Source organism: Streptomyces sp. WY228 (assembly GCF_019287315.1).
GTDB classification, from domain to species: Bacteria; Actinomycetota; Actinomycetes; order Streptomycetales; family Streptomycetaceae; genus Streptomyces; species Streptomyces caviscabies.
On record NZ_CP079114.1, the window covers coordinates 5,769,838 to 5,792,061 of the forward strand.

Sequence of the window (22,224 nt, forward strand, 5' to 3'; positions counted from 1 at the left end):
GCATGAACACATTCCTGAACTACCTGGTCGTAGCGGCACTTTTCGCCCTCGTCCTCGCGCCCGTCGCCCTCGGCTCCGCCCGCGAACGCCGGATCGACCGCCAGCTGCGCGAGGCGGAACGCGGCCGGCGGGCGGCCGGACCCCCGGAAACGAAAAGCGCCGCGCGGCCTGTCACGGCCACGCGGCGCCCTCACCCGAGGATCTGGGTCAGGGTCTAGAAGTCGTCGTCGAACCCGACCGAGCCCTCGACCGCCACCTGGTAGGCGGACGGGCGGCGCTCGAAGAAGTTCGTCAGCTCCTGGACGCCCTGGAGCTCCATGAAGGAGAACGGGTTCTCCGAGCCGTACACCGTCGGGAAGCCGAGGCGGGCGAGCCGCTGGTCGGCTACGCACTCCAGGTACTGGCGCATCGACTCGGTGTTCATGCCCGGCAGGCCCTCGCCGCACAGGTCGCGGCCGAACTGCAGCTCCGCCTCGACCGCTTCCTTCAGCATGTCGGTGACCTGCTGCTGGAGCGCGTCGTCGAAGAGCTCCGGCTCCTCCTTGCGGACGGTGTCCACGACCTCGAACGCGAAGTTCATGTGCATCGTCTCGTCACGGAACACCCAGTTGGTGCCCGTGGCGAGACCGTGCAGCAGACCGCGCGAGCGGAACCAGTACACGTACGCGAACGCGCCGTAGAAGAACAGCCCCTCGATGCACGCCGCGAAGCAGATCAGGTTCAGCAGGAAGCGACGGCGGTCGGCCTTCGTCTCCAGCCGGTCGATCTTCTCGACCGAGTCCATCCACTTGAAGCAGAACTGGGCCTTCTCCCGGATCGAGGGGATCTCCTCGACCGCGTCGAACGCCGCCGCCCGGTCGTCCGGGTCGGGCAGATAGGTGTCCAGCAGCGTCAGATAGAACTGGACGTGCACGGCCTCCTCGAAGAGCTGCCGCGACAGATACAGCCGCGCCTCGGGAGAGTTGATGTGCTTGTACAGCGTCAGCACGAGGTTGTTCGAGACGATCGAGTCACCGGTCGCGAAGAACGCCACCAGCCGGCCGATCATGTGCTGCTCACCCGGCGACAGCTTCGCGAGGTCGGCGACGTCCGAGTGGAGGTCGACCTCCTCGACGGTCCAGGTGTTCTTGATCGCGTCCCGGTAGCGCTCGTAGAAGTCCGGGTAGCGCATGGGACGCAGGGTCAGCTCGAATCCCGGGTCGAGCAGGTTCTTCTCTTCGTTGGTGGTGCTCATTACTGGCAGGCCTCGCAGGACTCGGGGTTTTCGAGAGAGCAGGCGATGGCGTCCGCGTCGGGAGCCGAAGCCTGCTGTACGGGAATGGGGGCGGCGGCCGCCGCCTGGCCGGACGCGGCACGGGCGATCCGGGTCGCCGGGCGCGAACGCAGGTAGTACGTCGTCTTCAGCCCCTGCTTCCAGGCGTACGCGTACATCGAGGAGAGCTTGCCGATCGTCGGCGTCTCCAGGAACAGGTTGAGCGACTGGCTCTGGTCGAGGAACGGCGTACGGGCCGCCGCCATGTCGATCAGACCGCGCTGCGGGATCTCCCACGCCGTGCGGTACAGCGCCCGCACGTCCTCGGGGATCCACGCGAAGCCCTGCACGGAGCCGCTGGCCTCGCGCAGCGCCTCACGGGTGCGGGCGTCCCACACGCCGAGCTTCTTCAGCTCGTCCACCAGGTAGGCGTTGACCTGGAGGAACTCACCGCTGAGCGTCTCGCGCTTGAACAGGTTGGAGACCTGCGGCTCGATGCACTCGTACACCCCGGCGATCGAGGCGATCGTCGCGGTCGGCGCGATGGCGAGCAGCAGCGAGTTGCGCATACCGGTCTTCGCGACCCGGGCGCGCAGGGCGTCCCAGCGCTCCGGCCAGTTCAGCTCGGTGTCGTAGTGGTCCGGGTGCAGCACACCGCGCGCGGCACGCGTCTCGGACCAGGCCGGCAGCGGGCCCCGGGGGGTCCCCCCTGAACCGGAGCCTGTCGGAGGCTCTTGGGGGCGCTCGGCGAGGTCGCAGGAGGCCTCGTACGCGGCCAGCATGATGCGCTCGGAGATCTTCGTGGAGAGCGCGCGGGCCTCGGGCGAGTCGAACGGCAGGCGCAGCTGGAAGAAGACGTCCTGGAGGCCCATCGCACCCAGGCCGACCGGCCGCCAGCGGGAGTTGGAGTTCCCGGCCTGCTCGGTCGGGTAGAAGTTGATGTCGACGACCCGGTCCAGGAAGGTCACCGCCGTACGCACGGTGGCGTCCAGGCGCTCCCAGTCGATCGAGCCGTTCGCGACGAACGCGCCGAGGTTGACCGAGCCCAGGTTGCAGACGGCCGTCTCGCCGTCGTCGGTGACCTCCAGGATCTCCGTGCACAGGTTCGAGGAGTGCACGACCCGGCCCGGCTCGGCGGTCTGGTTCGCGGTCCGGTTGGAGGCGTCCTTGAACGTCATCCAGCCCTGACCGGTCTGCGCGAGGGTCCGCATCATCCGGCCGTACAGCTCACGCGCCGGAATCGTCCTGCGGGCCAGACCCTTGGCCTCGGCCGCGCGGTAGGCCGCGTCGAACGCGTCGCCCCACAGGTCGACCAGCTCGGGCACGTCCGCAGGGGAGAACAGCGACCACTCGGTGTCCGCGTCGACCCGGCGCATGAACTCGTCCGGGATCCAGTGCGCCAGGTTCAGGTTGTGCGTACGCCGCTGGTCCTCGCCGGTGTTGTCGCGGAGCTCCAGGAACTCCTCGATGTCCGCGTGCCAGGTCTCCAGGTAGACCGCCGCCGCGCCCTTGCGCCGGCCACCCTGGTTCACCGCCGCGACGGAGGCGTCCAGCGTCTTGAGGAACGGCACGATGCCGTTGGAGTGCCCGTTGGTGCCCCGGATCAGCGAACCCCGGGCACGGATGCGGGAGTACGACAGACCGATGCCGCCCGCGTGCTTGGAGAGCCGCGCCACCTGGTGGTAGCGATCGTAGATCGAGTCCAGCTCGTCCTTCGGCGAGTCCAGCAGATAGCAGGAGGACATCTGCGGGTGCCGGGTGCCGGAGTTGAAGAGGGTGGGGGAGGAGGGGAGGTAGTCCAGCTTGCTCATCAGCCCGTAGAGCGCGGCGACCTCGTCCAGCGCCCGCACCGACTCGTCCTCGGCGAGGCCCGCGGCCACGCGCAGCATGAAGTGCTGCGGGGTCTCGATGACCTGGCGGGTGATCGGGTGGCGCAGGAGGTAACGGCTGTGCAGCGTCCGCAGGCCGAAGTAGCCGAAGCGGTCGTCGGCGCCGTCCGCCAGGGCCTGCTCGACGAGCTGGTCGAGCGCGGCCGCGTGCAGCGCCACGAAAGCGGCGGTGCGGTCGGCGATCAGGCCCTCGCGGTGCCCGACGGCGACCGAGGCGGAGAAGGACGTCGCGCCCTGTCCCGCGGCCTCGTCCGCGATCGTGCGGGTCAGCAGCCGGGCGGCCAGCCGGGAGTACGCCGGGTCCTCGGAGATCAGCCCCGCGGCGGCCTCGGTGGCCAGCGAGCGCAACTCGGCCTCGTCGGAACGGGCGTTGCGCCCGCGCAGCGCGGCGGCGGCGACCCGGCCGGGGTCGGTGTCGGGCAGATCGACGGTGAGGTCGGTCAGGGTCCGCAGCAAAGCGGTCCCGGGTCCGTCGTTCGGGGCGTTCCCGGCCGTGGTGGACTCGGCGGATTCGGTGGCTGAAACCGGATCGGCGGGCGCGATGGTCACTGGGCTTTCCCTCGCTCGGCAGGGGGCCTGCGGCAGGCGGGGAAGCCGGGCAGCGCGAAGCCCGGGGCGGGGCAGCACAACTGACGGCGTCCACCGGCCTATCCGCGAGGCCCGGACGTCTGGCGTCCGGTTCGGTCGATCCGGACGCGCTGTCGGCAGGTCATCGGACTTCAGGTGTGCAAATACACACTGATCACACCGTTGCGGGACAGTTCCGGATTCGCACCGGATTCCCCTGCGACGACAGCGAGGTCGAGCATACATGTGGGGGCCGCCAGATGCTGCGGCCCCCACATGTTGTGTCGCATCGATTTCATGAGCCCCTCAGGACGTCGCCTCCAGCCACAGCCGGAAGGTCATGAGCCGCAGGCCCGGCACCGGCTCCCAGTCCCGTTCAGGGGTCCGCAGAAAGCCGAGCCGACGGTAGATCCTATGGGCCGAGAGCATGCCCGGCTGCGTCGACAGCACCAGCGCCCGGACCCCGTCGGCGGACCGGGCCCGCTCGATGCACGCCCGCACGAGAGCCTCACCCACGCCCCGTCCGCGCCCCGCGCGGGCCACGGCCAGCATCCGGAATTCGGCCTCGTCCGGACCGGCGATGTCGCGCCACGGCGTGCCGGGAGCGGCATACGTCACACCGCCGAGCACCGTCCCGTCCGCGTCGAGCGCGACCAACACCTCCGCCTCGGCCGCCCGCTGTTCCACCGCCCGCAGCTTGAGCAGATACGGGTCCTGCGGGCCGTCCAGCAGATCGTCGCCGAGATACGCCTCGGCGATGATCCCGCCGAGCACGGCGTACTCGGCGGGTTCCGCCACTCTGATCGTCAGATCCATCAGCCACTCGCTCCCACATCGTTGTTCGGCGCGCCGTCGCCCACCGGCGGCAGATCGCCGCGTTCGACCGGCTGCTGTCCTGCGGCCTCCCCGGCCGGCGGCAGCACCCGGTCCAGTTCCCGGTCGTCGGCGCGGTGGGCGGCCAGCGCCGCCGAACGCAGCGTCGCCCGGTCCGGCTTGTCGCGCGGCCCGCTCACCGTGACCACGAGTTCGCCCTGCTCCCAGGCGTACGCATGGCCCGACTCCGTGGCCCGGTACCACTGTTCGCCGTCCCGCTCGCACGTCACCAGGGGCTCCTGACCGCTTGCGGCCGCGGAGCCCTCCGTACAGTCGGCTTCGGCGTGCGGGCGGCGCTCCACCGACAGCCGGAGCGTTCCGCCGTCCGGCGCGGTGTAGGAGCTGCTGAACCCGTCGTCGCCGAGCACCCCGACCGACTGGCGCGCCAGGGCGTAGCCCGCGGCCTCGGTCACCCACACGTGCTCCGTGACGAGCTGCGCGGCGCTCGCCCGCGCCTCCAGCTCCGCCCGGTCCGGCGCCGGGCCGTCCGAGGAACTCCGGCCCGCCGCCATCGTGTCGGGCGGCGGCTCGGTGCCGCAGCCGGTCGTCGCCAGGGCCAGTGCCAGCGTCAGCGGCAGGGTCAGGAGGAGAGGCCGGAGCCGGGGCGAACGGGAGCGCGATGTCATGGGCGCATCTTTTCGTACGGTGAGGGATCCGTGCACCGGGAAATCGAACGGTGGACGGACGGCGGACAGACCTCCGGGCCGTCGTCCGCTCCATCGAGGGAGCGGGCGACGGCCCGGGATCCAGGGCCCGCCGACCGGCCGGTGGTGCTCAGCAGCAGCGGAAGCCCTCGCGCGGATCGGCCTCGCGGGCGTCCGTGCGGCTGCGCTCGAACGCGCGGCGGGTCATCACCGGCGCGTCCGGATCGTGGCTTCTCGCGTGCGCCACGTAGCGGTCGTACGTGGACTCGCCGGTCAGCTCACGGACGTACCAGCGGATCCGTCCCGCCACCCGCCGGACGTCCGCGACGGTCATGTCGGACTCCCCGTTCCCGCGGCCTCCTTGCGCAGGCCGCCCTCGGGGCCGACTCCGGCGGCGGCCAGTTCGGCCTTCTCCTCCGGGGTCGCGAAGATCGAGGCCGGGGCGACGAGCTTGGACTCGACGTACGGCGCCTCGTGGAGCTTCACGCTCTCCGGGTCGCGGATGGCCCGGTAGCAGACCCGTCCGGCGTCCACGAGCACCACGATGATGAGGAGCGCGAAGAGCGCGCTCAGCACCCCGTCGACGGTGGAGTTGGTGACGACGGTCCGCATGTCGTCCATGCTCTTCGCGGGCGCCAGTACCTCGCCCGCGTCGATGCCCGCCTGGTACTTGTCGCGCTGGGCGAAGAAGCCGACCTTCACGTCCTCGGAGAAGATCTTCTGCCAGCTCGCGGTGAGCGTGACCGCCACGTCCCAGGCCAGCGGGACCGCGGTCACCCACGCCCACTTCAGACGGCCGGACTTGACGAGCAGGGTGGTGCAGACGGCCAGCGCGACGGCTGCCAGCAACTGGTTGGCGATGCCGAAGAGCGGGAAGAGCTGGTTGATGCCGCCCAGCGGGTCGTGCACACCGACCCAGAGGAAGTAGCCCCAGCCGCCGACGACGACGGCGCTGGCGAACCAGACGCCCGGCTTCCAGCTGACCTCGCGGAACGGCTTGTAGACGTTGCCCAGCATGTCCTGGAGCATGAAGCGCCCGACCCGGGTGCCGGCGTCCACGGTGGTGAGGATGAAGAGCGCCTCGAACATGATGGCGAAGTGGTACCAGAACGCCTTCATCGCGGTCCCGCCGACCACCGCGGAGAAGATCTCCGACATGCCGAGCGCGAACGTGGGCGCGCCACCGGTCCGGGAGAGCAGGCTCGCCTCCTCGACGTCCTTGGCGGCCTGGGCCAGGGCGTCCGGCGTGATGGTGAAGCCGAAGTTGGCCACGGCCTGGGAGGCGGACTGGACGCTGTCGCCGATCACGCCGACGGGTGCGTTGATGGCGAAGTAGAGGCCGGGGTCGATGATGCAGGCGGCGATCATCGCCATGATCGCCACGAACGACTCGACCAGCATGGCGCCGTAGCCGACCATCCGGATCTGCGTCTCCTTCTGGACCATCTTCGGCGTGGTGCCGGAGGAGACCAGGGCGTGGAAGCCGGAGAGCGCGCCGCAGGCGATGGTGATGAAGACGAACGGGAACATCGAGCCGGCGAAGACCGGGCCCGAGCCGCTGGAGGCGAAGTCGGTGACCGCGGGCATCTTCAGGGTCGGCAGGGCGACGACCACGCCCAGGGCCAGCAGCCCGATCGTGCCGACCTTCATGAAGGTGGAGAGGTAGTCGCGCGGGGCCAGCAGCAGCCACACCGGGAGTACGGAGGCGAGGAACCCGTACACGATCATCCAGATGACCAGCGTGCCCGGCTCCAGCGTGAAGAAGTCCGCCCACGACGACTCGGCGACCCAGCCGCCCGAGACGATCGCGAGGAGCAGCAGCGCGACGCCGATGAAGGAGACCTCGCTGACCTTGCCGGGCCGCAGGGTGCGCAGGTAGACGCCCATGAAGAGGGCGATCGGGATGGTCATGCCGATGGAGAAGACGCCCCACGGTGAGTGGGCGAGCGCGTTCACGATGACCAGCGCGAGGACCGCGAGCAGGATGATCATGATGATGAAGACCGCGACCAGGGCGGCGATCCCGCCGACCGGCCCTATCTCGTCGCGCGCCATCTGGCCGAGCGAACGGCCGTTGCGGCGGGTCGAGAAGAAGAGCGTCACCATGTCCTGGACGGCGCCGGCGAAGATGACGCCGACGACGAGCCAGATCGTGCCCGGAAGATAGCCCATCTGCGCGGCCAGCACCGGACCGACCAGCGGGCCCGCGCCCGCGATGGCGGCGAAGTGGTGGCCGAACAGGACCCGGCGGTCGGTGGGATGGAAGTCGACGCCGTTGTCCAGCCGTTCGGCCGGGGTCGCGCGGTTCTTGTCGACCTTCAGGACCCGGTTGGCGATGAACCGGGAGTAGAAGCGGTACGCGATGGCGTACGAGCCGAGGGCCGCGGCCAGCATCCAGGCGGCGGAGACCTCTTCACCCCGCGAGAGCGCGAGGGTGGCCCAGCCGATGGCGCCGGCCAGGGCCACCAGGCTCCAGACGACTATGGACTTCGGGGTCGGTGCCCGCCGTCCGGGTGCGGGTGGAACCGGTGGTGCTGATGTGGGCGTTTCCGGCATATCGATCCGTCCCCTCGCGCGATCACTGTCGTAACGTGCGCGAAATCTAGGTGGTGCGGCCGCTCTCCGGAACCCCTGTCCGCATACCGGTCGTGTTTCGCCGATGTCTCCACCGAAGCTCCGCAGTCATGACACGGGCGGGAGAGGGGATCGGTTCACGCGATGCCCGCTTCCCTCGGGATGACCGAAAACAGGCGGTGGCCCGGGGAAGGGGATCCCCGGGCCACCGCCTGTTCGCGCGCTGCTGGTTCTCAGTCCGTCGGACGCTTGAGACGGGCCACGAACTTGTAGCGGTCGCCCCGGTAGACCGAGCGCACCCACTCCACCGGTTCGCCCTGTCCGTCCACGGAATGACGGGACAGCATGAGCATCGGCAGGCCCACGTCGGTGCCCAGCAGGCCGGCCTCGCGCGGGGTGGCGAGCGAGGTCTCGATGGTCTCCTCCGCCTCGGCGAGGCGGACGTCGTACACCTCGGCGAGCGCGGTGTAGAGCGAGGTGTACTTCACCAGCGAACGGCGCAGCGCCGGGAAGCGTTTGGCCGAAAGGTGGGTGGTCTCGATCGCCATCGGCTCCCCGCTGGCGAGCCGGAGCCGCTCGATGCGCAGCACCCGGCCGCCCGTCGAGATGTCCAGCAGGCCGGCGAGCGTGTCGTCCGCCGTGACATAGCCGATGTCCAGCAGTTGGGACGTCGGCTCCAGTCCCTGGGCGCGCATGTCCTCGGTGTACGAGGTGAGCTGGAGGGCCTGGGAGACCTTCGGCTTGGCGACGAAGGTGCCCTTGCCCTGGATGCGTTCGAGGCGGCCCTCGACGACCAGCTCCTGGAGCGCCTGGCGCACGGTGGTGCGCGAGGTGTCGAATTCGGCCGCCAGGGTGCGTTCGGGCGGCACCGGGGTGCCGGGCGGCAAGGTGTCGGTCATGTCGAGGAGATGGCGCTTGAGCCGGTAGTACTTCGGTACGCGCGCCGTGCGCGTACCGGCACCGGTCTCGCTCCCCGTACTGCCCCCGTCGGCACCCATGGCCCGCCTTCCCGACTGCTGCGTTGCTGCCGTCACCGGCTCCTCCGTCTGTCGCGGCTCACATGGTGGCACGGTCCGGTCACGGGTCGTCGCCCTCCCTTAGGTGTCGGTCCTATAACGGACGCGAGTGCACTTCTTATACACCCTTGACACCCCTAAAGGTCTAGGCCAAGCTCCCGGTACTGGTCTAAACCATTAAAGACCAGGTCCAGCCCCAGCAGAACTCGTCGAATGTCTTCGCGGTGGGTGGGGTTGCAGCATCCCTGAGGAGGGTTTGACGTGAAGCGCAAGCTCATCGCGGCTATCGGTGTCGCGGGCATGTTGGTTTCGGTCGCGGCGTGTGGTTCGGATGACAAGAATTCGTCCGCCGACCCGAAGGACCGCAAGGAAACCCTGACCGTCTGGCTCATGGGCGAGGCTCAGTCCACCTGGCCCGAGCTGGTCAAGGACGTCAACGCCGAGTTCAACAAGAAGTACCCGGGCGTCACGGTCAAGGTTCAGTACCAGCAGTGGGCCGACAAGGTCAAGAAGCTGGACACCTCCCTCGGTGGCGACAAATTCCCGGACGTCGTGGAACTCGGCAATACCGAGACCATGCAGTACATCCTCAATGGTGCGCTCGGAGAAATCGACCCCAAGAAGTACGAGAACTCGGACACCTGGATCAAGGGTCTGAAGGACACGTGCTCCTTCGAGGGCAAGACCTACTGCGTCCCCTACTACGCGAGCGCCCGTCTGGCCGTGTACAACAAGGACATGCTGAAGGCCGGCACCGGCAGTGACGCCCTCCCGCAGACCGAGGACGAGTTCCTCGCCGCGATGGACAAGGTCGACGCCGAGCTGGGCAAGAAGGACAAGCGCGCCTCCTCCCTCTACTTCCCGGGCCGCTACTGGTACGCCGCGATGTCCTACGTCGCCGCCTTCGGTGGCCAGATAGCCACGTACGACGAGGGCGGCAAGGAGTGGAAGGCCGCGCTCTCCACCCCGGAGGCCCAGAAGGGCATCCAGCACTTCGTCGACCTGGTCAAGAAGTACAACAAGGCCGACGTGACGAAGGACGAGCAGGACCACGCCAACGTCATGGCCAACGAGAAGGCCGCGGTCATCTACGGCCAGGCCTGGGAGGCCGGCAGCGTCACCACGGGCGAGAACGGCAACCCGAAGCTCGAGGGCAAGATCGCCACGGCCGGTATGCCCGGCCCCGAGGGCAAGGCCCTCCCGTCCTTCATCGGCGGCTCGGACCTCGCGACGATCTCCAAGTCCAAGGTCCAGGACCTCGGCGAGGAGTGGATCTCCCTCTTCACCAACGCGAAGTCCATGGAGGTCCTCGCGTCGAAGAACATCCTCCCCAACAACGAGAAGCAGCTTGAGCCGCTGAAGGCCAAGCCGGAGACCGCCGCCATCGCCAACGCGGTGCCGGACGCCTGGTTCACGCCGATCGCGCCGGGCTGGGCCTCCATCGAGAAGGAGGAGATCCTCCAGAACATGCTCCTGGAGATCGTCAAGGGCTCCTCCGTCGCCGACGCCACCAAGAAGGCCGACGACAAGATCAACGCGCTGATCAACAAGGAATCCTGACCTTCCGATCGCCAGGCGGGGCCCGGCGTCAACGCCGGGCCCCCGCTCCTTTCCCGCAAGTGAATGCCGTGAATTCCGGGGCCCGCCCCGGACCCGCGATGGAAGGTCAGCCACGTGTCTGCCGCTGATACCAAGGCCGCCGGGCCGCCGGTCCCCGTACCACCCGACCCGCAGGCGACGGGGAAGTCGTCCTTCGACGACGACGCGCCCCGGGTGCAGAAGAGAAAGCGGAAGAAGGGGGAACTGCTCCCCTACTTCCTGATTCTCCCGGCGATCGTGGCGATCGCCGCCGTCTACCTCTACCCGCTCGGCAAGACGGTCATCATGTCCTTCCAGGACATGGGCCGGCGTGAGCTGTGGTCCGGAGAACCGGCGCCATGGGTCGGCTTCGAGCAGTTCACCAACATCCTCGGCGACTCCGAGTTCTGGTGGGTCACCTTCCGCACGGTCGTCTTCATGGCCATCTGCGTGACGCTGACCATGGGGATCGGGCTGCTGGTCGCCCTGCTGATGCGCAAGCTCACCACCTGGGTCCGGCTCGTGCTCACCGCCTGCCTCATCGCCGCCTGGTCGATGCCGCTGATGGTGGCCGCCTCGATCTTCCGCTTCATGGCCGACTCCGACTACGGCCTGATCAACACCCTGATCGCCAAGGTCGTCGGCGAGGACTGGCTCGGACACAACTGGTACCTCAACCCGATCCAGGGCTTCGGCATCATCACCCTGCTGGTCGTCTGGGGCGCCATCCCGTTCGTCGTCGTCACCCTGTACGCCGCCCTCACCCAGGTTCCCCAGGAACTGGAGGAGGCCGCCGCCCTCGACGGCGCCAGCGCCTACGGCATCTACAAGTTCGTCACCTGGCCGGTCATCAAGCCGGTCTTCACCATGGTCGCCACCCTCTCGGTGATCTGGGACTTCAACGTCTTCGGCCAGATCTGGCTGCTGCGCGGCAACAAGCCCGAGCCGGAGTACGAGACCCTCGGCCTCTACTCCTACTCCAAGGCGTTCGAGTCCACCTCCTTCAGCCAGGGCACCGCGATCGCCCTGATCACGGTGCTGCTGCTGTCCGGCGTGGCCGTGTACTACCTGCGCCAGCTCATGAAGACGGGAGAGGTCGAATGAGCAGCTCGACCCAGACACAGGTCCAGCCGCAGGTACTGCGCCCCGACCGCAAGAAGAGCCGGCTGCACTTCGACCTCATCGGCCTCGGCGTCGCCCTGGTCATGGTCTTCCCGGTCTACTGGCTGGTCATCAGCGCCCTGCGGCCCAACCGGGAGATCCGCAGCTACGACCAGACCCTGTGGCCCACGTCGATCACCTTCGACAACTTCGTCCGGGCCACCGAGCAGCCGAACTTCGGCACCGCCATCCAGTCCAGCCTGATCGTCGCGGTCACCGCGGTGGTCGGCGGCATGATCATCGCGACCCTGGCGGCCCTGGCCATCGGCCGGTTCCGGTTCTTCGGCCGCAAGGCCCTGGTCCTGATCATGATCCTGGTCCAGATGCTGCCGCCCACGGCGATGCTCATCCCGATCTACGCCCAGCTCAACGCCATGGGCGGGATCGACGAGTACTGGGGCCTGATCGTCGTCTATCTGGTCTCCACGCTGCCCTTCGCCACCATCATGATCCGCGGCTTCGTCGTGAACATCCCGGTGGAGCTGGAGGAGTCCGCGATGGTGGACGGCTGCACCCGCTTCCAGGCCTTCCGGCGGGTGATCTTCCCGCTGCTCGCCCCCGGGCTCGCCGCCGCGTCGATCTTCGCCCTGGTGAACGCGTGGAACGAGTACCTCTTCGCGTACATCCTGATCAACGACAACTCCAAGTACACGCTGAACGTCTGGCTGATGACGTTCACGACCGAGCGCGGAACGGACTACGGCGCCCTCATGGCGGCATCGACCATGATCGCCATCCCGGTCGTCGTGTTCTTCATGATCATTCAGAAGAAGATGGCCGCAGGCCTCACTTCCGGCGCCGTGAAGGGATAGTGCGGGCTCATGACCACCCTCGTTTCCACCACGGACACCGTGACGCGCGACGCGCTCGCTGTGCTCCAGCCCGGGTTCACCGGAACCACCGCACCGGACTGGCTGCTCCGCCGCGTCGGTGAAGGCCTCGCCTCCGTCGGTCTGTTCGGGCGCAACATCACCTCGCCCGAGCAGCTCACCGCCCTCACCGGACGGCTGCGCTCCGAGCGGGACGACGTCCTCGTCGCCATCGACGAGGAGGGCGGCGACGTGACCCGCCTGGAGGTCACGCACGGCTCCTCCTTCCCCGGCAACTTCGCCCTCGGCTCGGTGGACGACGTCCACCTCACCCGGGCCGTCGCCCAGGAGCTCGGCCGCCGGCTCGCCGAGTGCGGCGTCAACCTCAACTGGGCGCCGTCCGCCGACGTCAACTCCAACCCGGGCAACCCGGTCATCGGCGTGCGCTCCTTCGGCGCCGACACCCGCCTGGCCGCCCGGCACACCGCCGCGTACATCGAGGGGCTCCAGGCCGCCGGCGTCGCCGCCTGCACCAAGCACTTCCCCGGGCACGGCGACACCGCGGTCGACTCGCACCTCGCGCTGCCGCGCATCGATGTGGACCTCGACACCCTGCACGCCCGTGAGCTGGTGCCCTTCCGGGCGGCCATCGCCGCGGGTTCCAAATCGGTGATGAGCGCGCATATCCTTCTTCCCGCACTCGACCCGGACCGCCCGGCGACCCTGAGCCCGCAGATCCTCACCGGTCTGCTGCGCCAGGAGCTGGGCTACGACGGCCTGATCGTCACCGACGCCGTGGAGATGGACGCCATTGCCGGTACGTACGGCATCGAGCGCGGGTCCGTCCTCGCCCTCGCGGCGGGCGCCGACGCCATCTGTGTGGGCGGCGGCCTGGCCGACGAGGAGACGGTGCTGCGGCTGCGCGACGCCCTCGTCGCGGCCGTGCGCAGCGGGGAACTGACCGAGGAGCGGCTCGCCGACGCGGCCGCCCGTGTACGAGCCCTCGCGTCCTGGACGCAGAGGGCCCGGGGGGATGTCCCGGAGCCGGGCGCGGCAGTGCAGGAGGGGACCGCGCCCGGCACCGGTGTCAGCTCCGACATCGGCCTGGTGGCCGCCCGCCGCGCGGTCCGGGTGACCGGCTCCGGCGACCGGCTGACGGAGGCGGCGTACGTCGCCTCGTTCAGCGCGGTGGCGAACATCGCGGTCGGCGACGAGACCCCGTGGGGCATCGCCGCCGAGCTGGACAGGATCCTGCCCGGCACCGGCACGGACACCTACACCGAGGAGACCGCGGCCGTCGCGGACGCGATCCTGGCGGCGGCGGGGGAGCGGCGCATCGTCGCCGTGGTCCGCGACGAGCACCGGCACGCCTGGATGGGCGCGGCGCTCGACGCCCTGCTGGCGGCCCGCCCGGACACGATCGTGGTCGAGATGGGCCTGCCCCAGTCGGACCCGAGGGGCGCGCTGTACATAGCCACCCACGGCGCGGCACGGGTCTGCGGCACAGCGGCGGCGGAAGCGCTGACGAGCAGCTGATTCAAGCCCGTCCGGCGATTGAGGACGAACGTCCGGGCCGACTGATTCACGCCCGTCCGCGACTGAGGACGAACGCTCGGGCCGACTGATCAAGCCCGTCCGGCGATTGAGGACAAAGCCTCCCGCCGGACGGGCCGCACCATTCAGCTCAGCACCCCACCGCACGGCAAAGGGCCGGGACACCACCAAGGCGTCCCGGCCCTCGGCCGTACAGGGAAGAGGGAGAGCCCTACAGCCCCTGCCACTGAGGCTTCGCCGCATACGTGGCCCGGAAGTAATCCCCCAGCTTCAGCTTCGACGCCGCCGCCTCGTCCACCACCACGGTCGCGTGCGGATGCAGCTGGAGCGCCGAGGCCGGCACGATCGAGGCGACCGGCCCCTCCACCGTCTGGGCGATGGCCTCCGCCTTGCCCTCGCCGGTGGCCAGCAGGATCGGGTGGCGGGAGTCCAGGATCGTCCCGATGCCCTGCGTGATCACGTGGTGCGGCACCTGCTCGATGTCGTCGTCGAAGAAGCGCGCGTTGTCGACCCGGGTCTGCTGCGTCAGCGTCTTGATCCGGGTGCGCGAGGCGAGCGAGGAGCAGGGCTCGTTGAAGCCGATGTGCCCGTCCGTGCCGATGCCCAGGAGCTGGAGGTCGACACCGCCCGCCTCCGCCAGCGCCCGGTCGTACGCCTGGAGTCCTCGGCCGAGCGTAGCCCTCGACGGCGCACGATCGGCGGGCAGGCCGACGTACTCGTCGAGCTGGCAGATCCGGGCGCGCGAGGCGTCGACGGCCCCGGAGGCGACCATGGCCGCCAGCGCGCGGTAGATGGGCAGCGGGGTCGAGCCGGTGGCAACGCCGAGCAGGGCGTCGGGCTTGCGGCCGAGCAGTGCGGCGATGGCCTCCGCGATCAGTTCGCCGCCTGCCGTGGCGTCCGGGACGATGACAACTTCCACGCTGTGCCTGCCGATCTGACTAGGGGAGCCGGTGGTATAGACCAATCAAGTTCCCAATTTAGCAGAATCGAGCAGCCGTACGGTGAACAGTCCGCCCTTCGGCCGCACCCGGTCCGCACCTCCGGCCCCGCACGCCCCGGCCCGCTGGCGGGCCACCGCATTGCCTGGTCGACTTGTCCGGTACGGCGCCGATCGCGTACCCGCGCACGCGCCGTCCCGTACGCCGATGCCGACAGCCCAGGGAGGCCCCCCACATGTCCGCCACCCCTCCGGCCGACCGGAGCGGCCAGGGCGACGAGCCCGGCCGCATCATGTCCGGCGAAATGGCCGAGCAGCCCGCGATGCTGCGCCGCATCCTGGAACAGGGCGCGCCCCGCATCAACGAGGTCGCCGCCGAGATCGCCGCCCGGAAGCCCCGGTTCGTGCTGCTCACCGCCCGGGGTACGTCGGACAACGCGGCGCTCTACGCGAAGTACCTGCTGGAGATCCGCCTCGGGCTGCCCTGCGGACTGGCCTCGATGTCCACCACCACGGCCTACGGGGCCAAGCCCGATCTGCGGGACGTCCTGGTGATCACCGTCAGCCAGTCGGGCGGCTCGCCGGACCTGGTGGCCTCCACCCGGGCCGCCCGGGAGGCCGGGGCCGTCACGCTCGCCGTCACCAACAACCCGGACTCCGCGCTCGCCGCCGTCTCCGAGTACCACATCGACATCCTGGCGGGCCCGGAGAAGGCGCTGCCGGCCACCAAGACGTACACCGCCTCCCTGCTCTCCCTCTACCTCTTCGTGGTGGGCCTGGGCGGCGGCGACGGCACCGAGGCCGCCGCCGGCCTGCCCGACCTCGCGGGCGCGATCCTGGGCCGCCGGGCCGAGGTCAAGGCGCTGGCCTCCCGCTACCGCTTCGCCGAGCGCATGGTGATCACCTCGCGCGGCTACGGCTACCCGACGGCCAAGGAAGCGGCCCTGAAGCTCATGGAGACCAGCTACATCCCGGCTCTCTCCTACTCCGGCGCCGATCTGCTGCACGGCCCGCTGGCGATGGTCGACAACATCTCCCCGGTGATCGCCGTGGTCACCGACGGCCGGGGCGGCGAGGCGCTCCAGCCGGTGCTGGACCGCTTGCGCGGACGCGGCGCGGATCTCTTCGTGGTCGGCCCCAAGGTCCAGGTGGAGGCGGCCTCGGCCGGCTTCTCGCTGCCCACGGCGGGCGTCCCGGAGGAGTTGCAGCCGATCCTGGAGATCCTGCCGCTGCAGATGCTGGCGTACGAGGTGACGATCGCCCGGGGACAGGACCCGGACGCGCCCCGCGCGCTGGCGAAGGTCACCGAGACCCGCTGAGGCCGGGGCGGTAATGGGCCCCGGAAACACCCGCGGGCCGCGGCGCCAGAGCGGGACCCTCAGCCCGCCCGGCACCGCAGCCCGGAGCTACCTGGCCGGCGGTGTGCGGTGCCCCCGGCCACTGGAGGCACCGGCGCGGTCAGGGCAGAGAGCGCCGGGTGCCTCGGTCCGCTCTCCTGTGCGGGGAGAGCGGAGGTCTTGATGAACATTGTGGACTAGACCAATACCTGTGTCCATCCACGTGCACGACATTCTCGGGCCGACCGCCGCGCCTGTCCATCGTCGTACCTCCGTACACCTGCACGGCTCATCGGTCCCAGTGGTTCGAACGCTTCCGGTAACCCCAGGTACGCTCCACACGTGCCCTCCATGAACGACCTCGTCCGCCAGCACACCGCTCTGAGCGACACCGACCTCGAGTGGCTCCATCTGCTGGTCTCGGAGTGGCAGCTGCTCTCCGACCTGTCCTTCGCCGACCTCGTGCTGTGGGTCCCGACCCGCGACGGCACGCGGTACGTCTCCGTCGCCCAGATGCGCCCCAACACCGGGCCCACCTCCTACCAGGACGACATGGTCGGCCACCTGGTGCCGCGCGGCCGCCGCCCGCTGCTGGACGCGGCCCTGGACGAGGGCCGGATCGTGCGCGAGGGCGACCCGGAGTGGCGCGAGGAGGTGCCCGTACGGGTCGAGTCCATCCCCGTACGCCGTGACGGCCGGGTGCTCGGCGTCATCGCCCGCAACACCAACCTGCTCACCGTGCGCACCCCCTCCCGGCTGGAGCTCACCTACCTCCAGTCCGCCTCCGACCTGGCCCAGATGATCGCCGCCGGGTCCTTCCCCTTCCCCGGCCAGCAGGTCGACATGGACGCCTCCCCGCGGGTGGGCGACGGCCTGATCCGGCTCGACGCCGACGGGATCGTGCAGTACGCCAGCCCCAACGGCCTCTCCGCCTACCACCGCCTCGGCCTCGCCTCCGACCTGGTCGGCCACCACCTCGGCACCACCACCGCCGAACTGGCCCCGTCCCGGGGTCCGGTGGACGAGGCCCTGGTCAAGGTGGCCAGCGGTTACGCGCCCCGGGAGTTCGAGGTCGAGTGCGCGGGCGGGGTGATCCAGCTGCGGGCCATTCCGCTCAAGCCCAAGGGCGTCCGCATCGGCTCGCTCGTCCTGCTCCGGGACGTCACCGAACTGCGCCGCCGCGAACGCGAGTTGATCACCAAGGACGCGACCATCCGGGAGATCCACCACCGGGTGAAGAACAACCTCCAGACGGTGGCTGCCCTGTTGCGCCTCCAGTCCCGCCGGATGGACTCCGAGCAGGGCCGCGAGGCGCTCAACGAGGCGGTCCGGCGCGTCGGTTCGATCGCCATCGTCCATGAGACGCTGTCCCAGAATCTGGATGAGCGGGTCGAGTTCGACGAGATCGCCGACCGGGTGATCGCGATGGTCTCGGAGATCTCCCCGGGCAAGGTGACCTGCCGGCGCACCGGACGCTTCGGCATCCTCGACGCGGAGGTCGCCACTCCGCTCTCCATGGTGCTGACGGAGGTTCTGCAGAACGCCCTGGAGCACGCCTTCGCCGTCGCCGACCACGGGACGGTGGAGGTCTCCGCCGTGCGCGGCGGATCGCCCGCCGACGGCCGGCTGCTGATCACCGTCACCGACGACGGACGCGGGCTGCCCGAGGGGTTCGACCCGAAGCAGGCCGGCAACCTCGGACTCCAGATCGTACGGACCCTGGTGGAGGGGGAGCTGGGCGGCACGTTCGGCATGGTCCCGGCCCCCGAGCGCGGCACCCAGGTGGTGCTGGACCTCCCGGTCCGCGCCGACAAGTAGGAAGAGCGGCAGCACACAGCAGAGCGGGCCCGGACCGTGGTGACGGTCCGGGCCCGCTCCGTGATGCTCACGTTGCGATGCGCTCCGGGGTACTGCGCGCTGCGACTCGAAGGCGGGGCTGTGCGTACGCTCTGTACGCGCCGCCGGGCTGAGGCTTGGTGCGGTTCTCGCTCAGGCGCTTGCGTTGCGCGCCCGGTTGCGAGCGGCGCGGCGCTTCATCGCGCGGCGCTCGTCCTCGCTGAGGCCACCCCAGACGCCGGAGTCCTGGCCGGACTCGAGCGCCCACTGCAGGCACTGCTCCATGACGGGGCAGCGGCGGCAGACAGCCTTGGCTTCCTCGATCTGCAGCAGCGCAGGACCGGTGTTGCCGATGGGGAAGAACAGCTCGGGGTCTTCCTCACGACAAACGGCGTTGTGACGCCAGTCCATGGCTGCTACCTCTCCTTGGTATTACACGCTTGTTGCTTGTGAATGTGAACGCTTTCACGAATCCCCCCGCAGATGACGGGCCGACCCCCAGATGGACTGGGTGTGGTCTGTGATGGTGAGGAGGGGTTCTGGCTCTCAGTGGAGGCCGGTGTTGCGGGCCGTCCCGATCGCCATGAAGAGATTCCCAAACCTCGGCGACGGATACAACCCCTTCTGGAAAGTTTTTTTTGATTCCTCGGTGTCGACTAGGTCACAGGCGCACTTCTTAGGGGTGGGACCCAGTCCAAACGTTCGAGTTAAAGGACTTTCGGCCCTTCCACTCACACAATCACACGCAGTGCACGGCGTACGCCTGTGAACGTCACGCTCGTACGCAGTCCCAGGTGGTCACCGTCCATCTGGAAGGGCAGTGGGACCTTTGAATGCAAGGTGAAGTCCGTGAGGTCATGCCGTGAAACGGCGTGCTTCCCGCGGGGCCCCTTCTCGGGGCTCGAAGTGAGCAGCTGGGTGCCGTAGAGGGCCACCGCCGGGGTGGACAGACGCTTCAGTCCGAGGACGTCCAGCGCGGTGTCGAAGGAGGCCTTCGGCGAGGCGTAGACCGGGCGATTGCCCAGGTAGGTCCAGGGGGCGGTGTTGCAGATTATGGAGAGCGCGAGGTCGGTCACCGGCTCCTGGCCGGGCACGTCGAGCGTGATCGTCCCGTGCCGGCGATGGGTCTCGTTGAGGAACTGCCGCATCACCTGGCGTACGTACAGGGCGTGCGTCGAACGCTTGCCGCCCTCGCGTTTCTGTTCGACCCGGCCGACGACTCCGGCGTCGAATCCGAGCCCGGCACAGAAAGTGAACCAGCGTTCGGGAACGGACTCGTCCTCGGTTCCCGGGGTGCCGGCGGCCAGGCCCAGACCAACCGTGCGTTCGGTCCGGTTCTCCAGCGCGTCCAGAATCGCGCCGGTCGCCTCCACCGCGTCGTTCGGCAGCCCGAGGGCGCGCGCGAAGACATTGGTGGACCCGCCGGGGACCACGGCGAGCTTCGGGAGGCCGTCCACGTCCGGGCCCCGGTGCAGCAGCCCGTTCACGACCTCGTTCACCGTGCCGTCGCCGCCGAGGGCGACCACCAGATCGATGTCGTCGCTGTCCGCCGCCCGCCGCCCCAGATCGCGCGCGTGCCCCCGGTACTCCGTGGTCACCGCCTCCAGCTTCATCTCGCTGGCCAGCGCGTGGATGAGCACATCACGGGTGCGGGCACTGGTGGTGGTAGCAGCTGGGTTGACCACGAGGAGTGCGCGCATGACGGCCAGCCTACCTACCGGGCGGTTCGGGTCCGTAGTCCCCGTTCGCTGCGCTCGGAACCGGTGACGGAACGTGACCGGACGCCGTGCCGTGCGCCCGGACGGGTGAGGCTCGCCCGCACCCCGGCTTCACTTCCGGGCCGCCGGGATGCCAACCTGAAGGGCGTGAGTACTGAAGCGACCCCCTCCACGCCGTCGCCCTCCGCGGCGGAGCGCCCGACCAGGATCACCGTCCTCGCCGGGGTCAACGCCCTCGAAGGCCTGGCGCTCGCCCTCGGCGGTGTCTACATGCTCGTCATGGGGCTGCTCGGGAAGCTGGAGAGCACACAGCAGGCCGAGACGGCCGGGATCACGCTGGTCGCGCTCGGCGCGATCCCGCTGATCGCCGCCCGCGGACTGCTGCTGCTGCGCAGCTGGAGCCGGGGGCCCGCGCTGATCACCCAGATCATGGCGCTGCCGGTGGCCTGGACGCTGCTGCGCTCGCAGGGCGCCCTGATCCCCACCGGGATCGTCCTGGCGGTGGTCGCCGTCACCGGCCTCGTGCTCGTCCTGAACCCGGCGACCACCCAGGACCTGGGCATCCGCCGGGGGCCGAGGACGACCCCCGACGCCTGAGCCTCCCGGCCCTCCTCGTCACTCCTCGACGAGCAGCCGCTCGCGGAGCTGCGCCAGGGTGCGGGCCAGCAGCCGCGAGACGTGCATCTGCGAGATGCCGACCTCCTGGGCGATCTGCGACTGGGTCATGTTCCCGAAGAAGCGCAGCAGCAGGATGCGCTTCTCGCGCGGCGGCAGGTCCTCCAGGAGCGGCTTGAGCGACTCCCGGTACTCCACGCCCTCCAGCGCCTCGTCCTCCGAGCCCAGCGTGTCCGCGACCGCCGGCGACTCGTCGTCGGTGTCCGGCACGTCCAGCGAGAGCGTGCTGTACGCGTTGGCCGACTCCAGACCCTCCAGCACCTCCTCCTCGGAGATGCCCAGCCGCTCGGCCAGCTCGTGCACCGTAGGCGAGCGGCCGTGCTGCTGGGAGAGCTCCGCGGTGGCCGTGGTCAGCGAAAGCCGCAGCTCCTGGAGGCGGCGCGGCACCCGCACCGCCCAGCCCTTGTCCCGGAAGTGGCGCTTGATCTCGCCGACCACCGTGGGGGTGGCGTACGTCGAGAACTCCACCCCCCGGTCCGGGTCGAACCGGTCCACGGACTTGATCAGCCCGATCGTGGCGACCTGGGTCAGGTCGTCCAGCGGCTCGCCGCGGTTGCGGAAGCGGCGCGCCAGATGCTCCACCAGCGGCAGGTGCATCCGCACCAGCCGGTTGCGCAGCTCGGCCTTCTCCGCCGAACCGTCGGGCAGTTCCCGCAGCTCGAAGAAGAGGGCCCGGGCCCCGCTGCGGTCGTGTGGATCGTGGTGCCCGTGCTCGCTCATCTGGCCCGCCCGCTCTGCCTGCGACTGCTGCTCCACCGCGACGTCGAAGCCCTCGGACCCGTCCGCTCCGTCCACCGGATGCGGCCGGGCCTGCTGCTCCGGGATGCCTGCTGGGCGCACCACCCCGGATCGGATCGTCTCGTCCCGCACAGGACCGTCCCCGTTCCCGTCGCTCACGCCGGCCCGGGGCCCGCGCCGCGCTGTTTGTAGAGGCTGATGCTGACCGTACGGTCGTCGGCGACCGTGGAGTCGACCTTGCCGGCCAGCGCGGAGAGCACCGTCCAGGCGAAGGTGTCGCGCTCGGGCGCCCGGCCGTCCGTGGTGGGCGCCGACACCGTCACTTCGAGGGAATCGTCGACGAGACGGAAGACGCAGCTGAGGACGGAGCCCGGCACGGCCTGCTGGAGCAGGATCGCGCAGGCCTCGTCGACCGCGATGCGAAGATCCTCGATCTCGTCGAGAGTGAAGTCCAAACGCGCTGCGAGACCGGCCGTGGCCGTTCGCAGCACCGACAGGTAGGCACCCGCAGCGGGCAGCCGGACTTCCACGAAGTCCTGATTCCCGGGCTCGCCTGCGATCTGGGACACCCTCACCTCCAAGGTGGCACAAACTCTTTCGAGGTTCCGGGAAGGGTGGCCCGGAGCCATGCGGTCCGTCGACGGTTCTTCGGCTCGGCGACGTTATCGGATCCATGATGCCGTGTCGTACGGACCCCATACCCCGACCGTCACTCATGGTAAGCCCATGGGTACGCACAGTGGCTAGGGGTCTGCGGCGTCCAATTGCGAAGAACCAGCGCCGCATTGACGTACCCAGGCGTCAGACGATCGAACCGTCCTCGAAGCACCAGCGCCAGCTCTCGCCCGTCTCGAAGCTCCGCATCACGGGGTGACCGGTCGCCCGGAAGTGTCCGGTGGCGTGCCGCAGCGGCGACGAATCGCAGCAGCCGACGTGCCCACAGGTCAGACAGAGCCGCAGCTGCACGGGGTGGGTGCCCGCCTCCAGGCACTCGGGGCAGGTGTCGCCGAGCGGCACGGGCTCGGGGCGTGGCAGTTCCGCTACATGCGCACACTCGCTCATGATG

At 69.5% G+C, this 22,224-nt stretch carries 21 protein-coding genes and 1 riboswitch; of the genes, 8 read left to right on the forward strand and 13 right to left on the reverse strand.

What is annotated here, in order from left to right; genetic code table 11:
• The first annotated feature begins 2 nt into the window (after window positions 1-2).
• Window positions 3-218, forward strand: coding sequence for a hypothetical protein (locus KV381_RS25405; RefSeq protein ID WP_030087201.1), 216 nt, complete (start codon window positions 3-5; stop codon window positions 216-218).
• Here the strand turns inward: KV381_RS25405 and KV381_RS25410 are convergent.
• The 7 genes from KV381_RS25410 to KV381_RS25440 form a co-directional block, all read right to left on the reverse strand.
• On the reverse strand, window positions 215-1,234 hold the full coding sequence (locus KV381_RS25410) for a ribonucleotide-diphosphate reductase subunit beta (protein ID WP_018510062.1): 1,020 nt from the start codon (window positions 1,232-1,234) through the stop codon (window positions 215-217). The two genes, KV381_RS25405 and KV381_RS25410, sit on opposite strands and share 4 nt — an antisense overlap.
• Window positions 1,234-3,690, reverse strand: a complete 2,457-nt coding sequence (locus tag KV381_RS25415; protein WP_030631245.1) for a ribonucleoside-diphosphate reductase subunit alpha — start codon at window positions 3,688-3,690, stop codon at window positions 1,234-1,236. Before KV381_RS25415 ends, KV381_RS25410 begins: the two co-directional genes overlap by 1 nt.
• Window positions 3,691-3,826: 136 nt before the next feature.
• Window positions 3,827-3,967, reverse strand: a riboswitch (cobalamin riboswitch).
• 47 nt (window positions 3,968-4,014) lie between these two features.
• A complete protein-coding gene (locus KV381_RS25420) occupies window positions 4,015-4,524 on the reverse strand; it encodes a GNAT family N-acetyltransferase (protein ID WP_030087197.1) in 510 nt (169 codons plus the stop codon).
• Entirely contained in the window at window positions 4,524-5,207 is a 684-nt protein-coding gene (locus KV381_RS25425) for a hypothetical protein (RefSeq protein ID WP_218786405.1), read from the reverse strand. The genes KV381_RS25420 and KV381_RS25425 overlap by 1 nt, the downstream gene beginning before the upstream one ends.
• Window positions 5,208-5,355: 148 nt before the next feature.
• Window positions 5,356-5,559 carry a YbdD/YjiX family protein gene (locus KV381_RS25430; RefSeq protein WP_030087195.1) on the reverse strand — a complete coding sequence of 68 codons (204 nt, stop codon included), beginning with the start codon at window positions 5,557-5,559 and terminating at the stop codon, window positions 5,356-5,358.
• Window positions 5,556-7,781: a carbon starvation CstA family protein gene (locus KV381_RS25435; RefSeq protein WP_103538087.1), complete on the reverse strand. Its 2,226-nt coding sequence runs from the start codon at window positions 7,779-7,781 to the stop codon at window positions 5,556-5,558. The genes KV381_RS25430 and KV381_RS25435 overlap by 4 nt, the downstream gene beginning before the upstream one ends.
• Window positions 7,782-8,032: 251 nt before the next feature.
• Complete coding sequence (locus KV381_RS25440; protein ID WP_007458216.1) at window positions 8,033-8,797, reverse strand: GntR family transcriptional regulator; 765 nt, start codon at window positions 8,795-8,797, stop codon at window positions 8,033-8,035.
• 279 nt (window positions 8,798-9,076) lie between these two features.
• Between KV381_RS25440 and KV381_RS25445 the strand changes: the two genes are divergently transcribed.
• From KV381_RS25445 to KV381_RS25460, 4 genes are all read left to right on the forward strand, one after another.
• Window positions 9,077-10,375, forward strand: a complete 1,299-nt coding sequence (locus KV381_RS25445) for a sugar ABC transporter substrate-binding protein (RefSeq protein ID WP_030087190.1) — start codon at window positions 9,077-9,079, stop codon at window positions 10,373-10,375.
• Between the two features lie 114 nt (window positions 10,376-10,489).
• Window positions 10,490-11,497: a carbohydrate ABC transporter permease gene (locus KV381_RS25450; RefSeq protein ID WP_030087188.1), complete on the forward strand. Its 1,008-nt coding sequence runs from the start codon at window positions 10,490-10,492 to the stop codon at window positions 11,495-11,497.
• Entirely contained in the window at window positions 11,494-12,366 is an 873-nt protein-coding gene (locus KV381_RS25455; RefSeq protein WP_030631234.1) for a carbohydrate ABC transporter permease, read from the forward strand. The genes KV381_RS25450 and KV381_RS25455 overlap by 4 nt, the downstream gene beginning before the upstream one ends.
• A gap of 9 nt (window positions 12,367-12,375) precedes the next feature.
• The gene (locus KV381_RS25460; RefSeq protein ID WP_193462521.1) at window positions 12,376-13,899 is read left to right on the forward strand and encodes a glycoside hydrolase family 3 protein; all 1,524 of its coding nucleotides are present in this window, start codon (window positions 12,376-12,378) and stop codon (window positions 13,897-13,899) included.
• Window positions 13,900-14,128: 229 nt separating this feature from the next.
• Here the strand turns inward: KV381_RS25460 and KV381_RS25465 are convergent, their stop codons facing one another.
• Window positions 14,129-14,836, reverse strand: coding sequence for a glucosamine-6-phosphate deaminase (locus KV381_RS25465; protein ID WP_218786408.1), 708 nt, complete (start codon window positions 14,834-14,836; stop codon window positions 14,129-14,131).
• A gap of 254 nt (window positions 14,837-15,090) precedes the next feature.
• Here KV381_RS25465 and KV381_RS25470 point away from each other — a divergent pair, with 254 nt between their 5' ends.
• Window positions 15,091-16,173 (forward strand): SIS domain-containing protein, encoded by a 1,083-nt coding sequence (locus KV381_RS25470; protein WP_218786411.1) that lies wholly within the window; start codon window positions 15,091-15,093, stop codon window positions 16,171-16,173.
• Window positions 16,174-16,542: 369 nt separating this feature from the next.
• Complete coding sequence (locus KV381_RS25475; RefSeq protein ID WP_030087178.1) at window positions 16,543-18,009, forward strand: sensor histidine kinase; 1,467 nt, start codon at window positions 16,543-16,545, stop codon at window positions 18,007-18,009.
• Between the two features lie 171 nt (window positions 18,010-18,180).
• On the opposite strand, the gene KV381_RS25480 is transcribed toward KV381_RS25475, so the two are convergent.
• Both KV381_RS25480 and KV381_RS25485 read right to left on the reverse strand, forming a co-directional pair.
• Window positions 18,181-18,438 carry a WhiB family transcriptional regulator gene (locus KV381_RS25480; protein WP_003953983.1) on the reverse strand — a complete coding sequence of 86 codons (258 nt, stop codon included), beginning with the start codon at window positions 18,436-18,438 and terminating at the stop codon, window positions 18,181-18,183.
• Window positions 18,439-18,758: 320 nt separating this feature from the next.
• Complete coding sequence (locus tag KV381_RS25485) at window positions 18,759-19,727, reverse strand: diacylglycerol kinase family protein (RefSeq protein ID WP_030087175.1); 969 nt, start codon at window positions 19,725-19,727, stop codon at window positions 18,759-18,761.
• Window positions 19,728-19,892: 165 nt separating this feature from the next.
• On the opposite strand from KV381_RS25485, the gene KV381_RS25490 reads away from it, so the two are divergent.
• Window positions 19,893-20,342 carry a hypothetical protein gene (locus tag KV381_RS25490; protein WP_030631226.1) on the forward strand — a complete coding sequence of 150 codons (450 nt, stop codon included), beginning with the start codon at window positions 19,893-19,895 and terminating at the stop codon, window positions 20,340-20,342.
• An 18-nt stretch (window positions 20,343-20,360) separates the two neighbouring features.
• On the opposite strand, the gene KV381_RS25495 is transcribed toward KV381_RS25490, so the two are convergent.
• From KV381_RS25495 to KV381_RS25505, 3 genes are all read right to left on the reverse strand, one after another.
• A complete protein-coding gene (locus tag KV381_RS25495) occupies window positions 20,361-21,290 on the reverse strand; it encodes an RNA polymerase sigma factor SigF (RefSeq protein ID WP_030087171.1) in 930 nt (309 codons plus the stop codon).
• 23 nt (window positions 21,291-21,313) lie between these two features.
• Window positions 21,314-21,727 (reverse strand): anti-sigma regulatory factor, encoded by a 414-nt coding sequence (locus KV381_RS25500; RefSeq protein ID WP_003966375.1) that lies wholly within the window; start codon window positions 21,725-21,727, stop codon window positions 21,314-21,316.
• A 232-nt stretch (window positions 21,728-21,959) separates the two neighbouring features.
• Window positions 21,960-22,220 carry a UBP-type zinc finger domain-containing protein gene (locus tag KV381_RS25505; RefSeq protein WP_218786414.1) on the reverse strand — a complete coding sequence of 87 codons (261 nt, stop codon included), beginning with the start codon at window positions 22,218-22,220 and terminating at the stop codon, window positions 21,960-21,962.
• Between the last annotated feature and the right edge of the window lie 4 nt (window positions 22,221-22,224).

Bases quoted from the DNA above. Each gene is read 5' to 3' on its own strand.
- KV381_RS25430 (WP_030087195.1), bottom strand. From the start codon at position 5,559: ATGACCGTCGCGGACGTCCGGCGGGTGGCGGGACGGATCCGCTGGTAC.
- KV381_RS25405 (WP_030087201.1), top strand. From the start codon at position 3: ATGAACACATTCCTGAACTACCTGGTCGTAGCGGCACTTTTCGCCCTC.
- KV381_RS25505 (WP_218786414.1), bottom strand. From the start codon at position 22,220: ATGAGCGAGTGTGCGCATGTAGCGGAACTGCCACGCCCCGAGCCCGTG.
- KV381_RS25435 (WP_103538087.1), bottom strand. From the start codon at position 7,781: ATGCCGGAAACGCCCACATCAGCACCACCGGTTCCACCCGCACCCGGA.
- KV381_RS25440 (WP_007458216.1), bottom strand. From the start codon at position 8,797: ATGGGTGCCGACGGGGGCAGTACGGGGAGCGAGACCGGTGCCGGTACG.
- KV381_RS25485 (WP_030087175.1), bottom strand. From the start codon at position 19,727: ATGCGCGCACTCCTCGTGGTCAACCCAGCTGCTACCACCACCAGTGCC.
- KV381_RS25455 (WP_030631234.1), top strand. From the start codon at position 11,494: ATGAGCAGCTCGACCCAGACACAGGTCCAGCCGCAGGTACTGCGCCCC.
- KV381_RS25460 (WP_193462521.1), top strand. From the start codon at position 12,376: ATGACCACCCTCGTTTCCACCACGGACACCGTGACGCGCGACGCGCTC.
- KV381_RS25410 (WP_018510062.1), bottom strand. From the start codon at position 1,234: ATGAGCACCACCAACGAAGAGAAGAACCTGCTCGACCCGGGATTCGAG.
- KV381_RS25475 (WP_030087178.1), top strand. From the start codon at position 16,543: ATGAACGACCTCGTCCGCCAGCACACCGCTCTGAGCGACACCGACCTC.
- KV381_RS25470 (WP_218786411.1), top strand. From the start codon at position 15,091: ATGTCCGCCACCCCTCCGGCCGACCGGAGCGGCCAGGGCGACGAGCCC.
- KV381_RS25420 (WP_030087197.1), bottom strand. From the start codon at position 4,524: ATGGATCTGACGATCAGAGTGGCGGAACCCGCCGAGTACGCCGTGCTC.
- KV381_RS25480 (WP_003953983.1), bottom strand. From the start codon at position 18,438: ATGGACTGGCGTCACAACGCCGTTTGTCGTGAGGAAGACCCCGAGCTG.
- KV381_RS25425 (WP_218786405.1), bottom strand. From the start codon at position 5,207: ATGACATCGCGCTCCCGTTCGCCCCGGCTCCGGCCTCTCCTCCTGACC.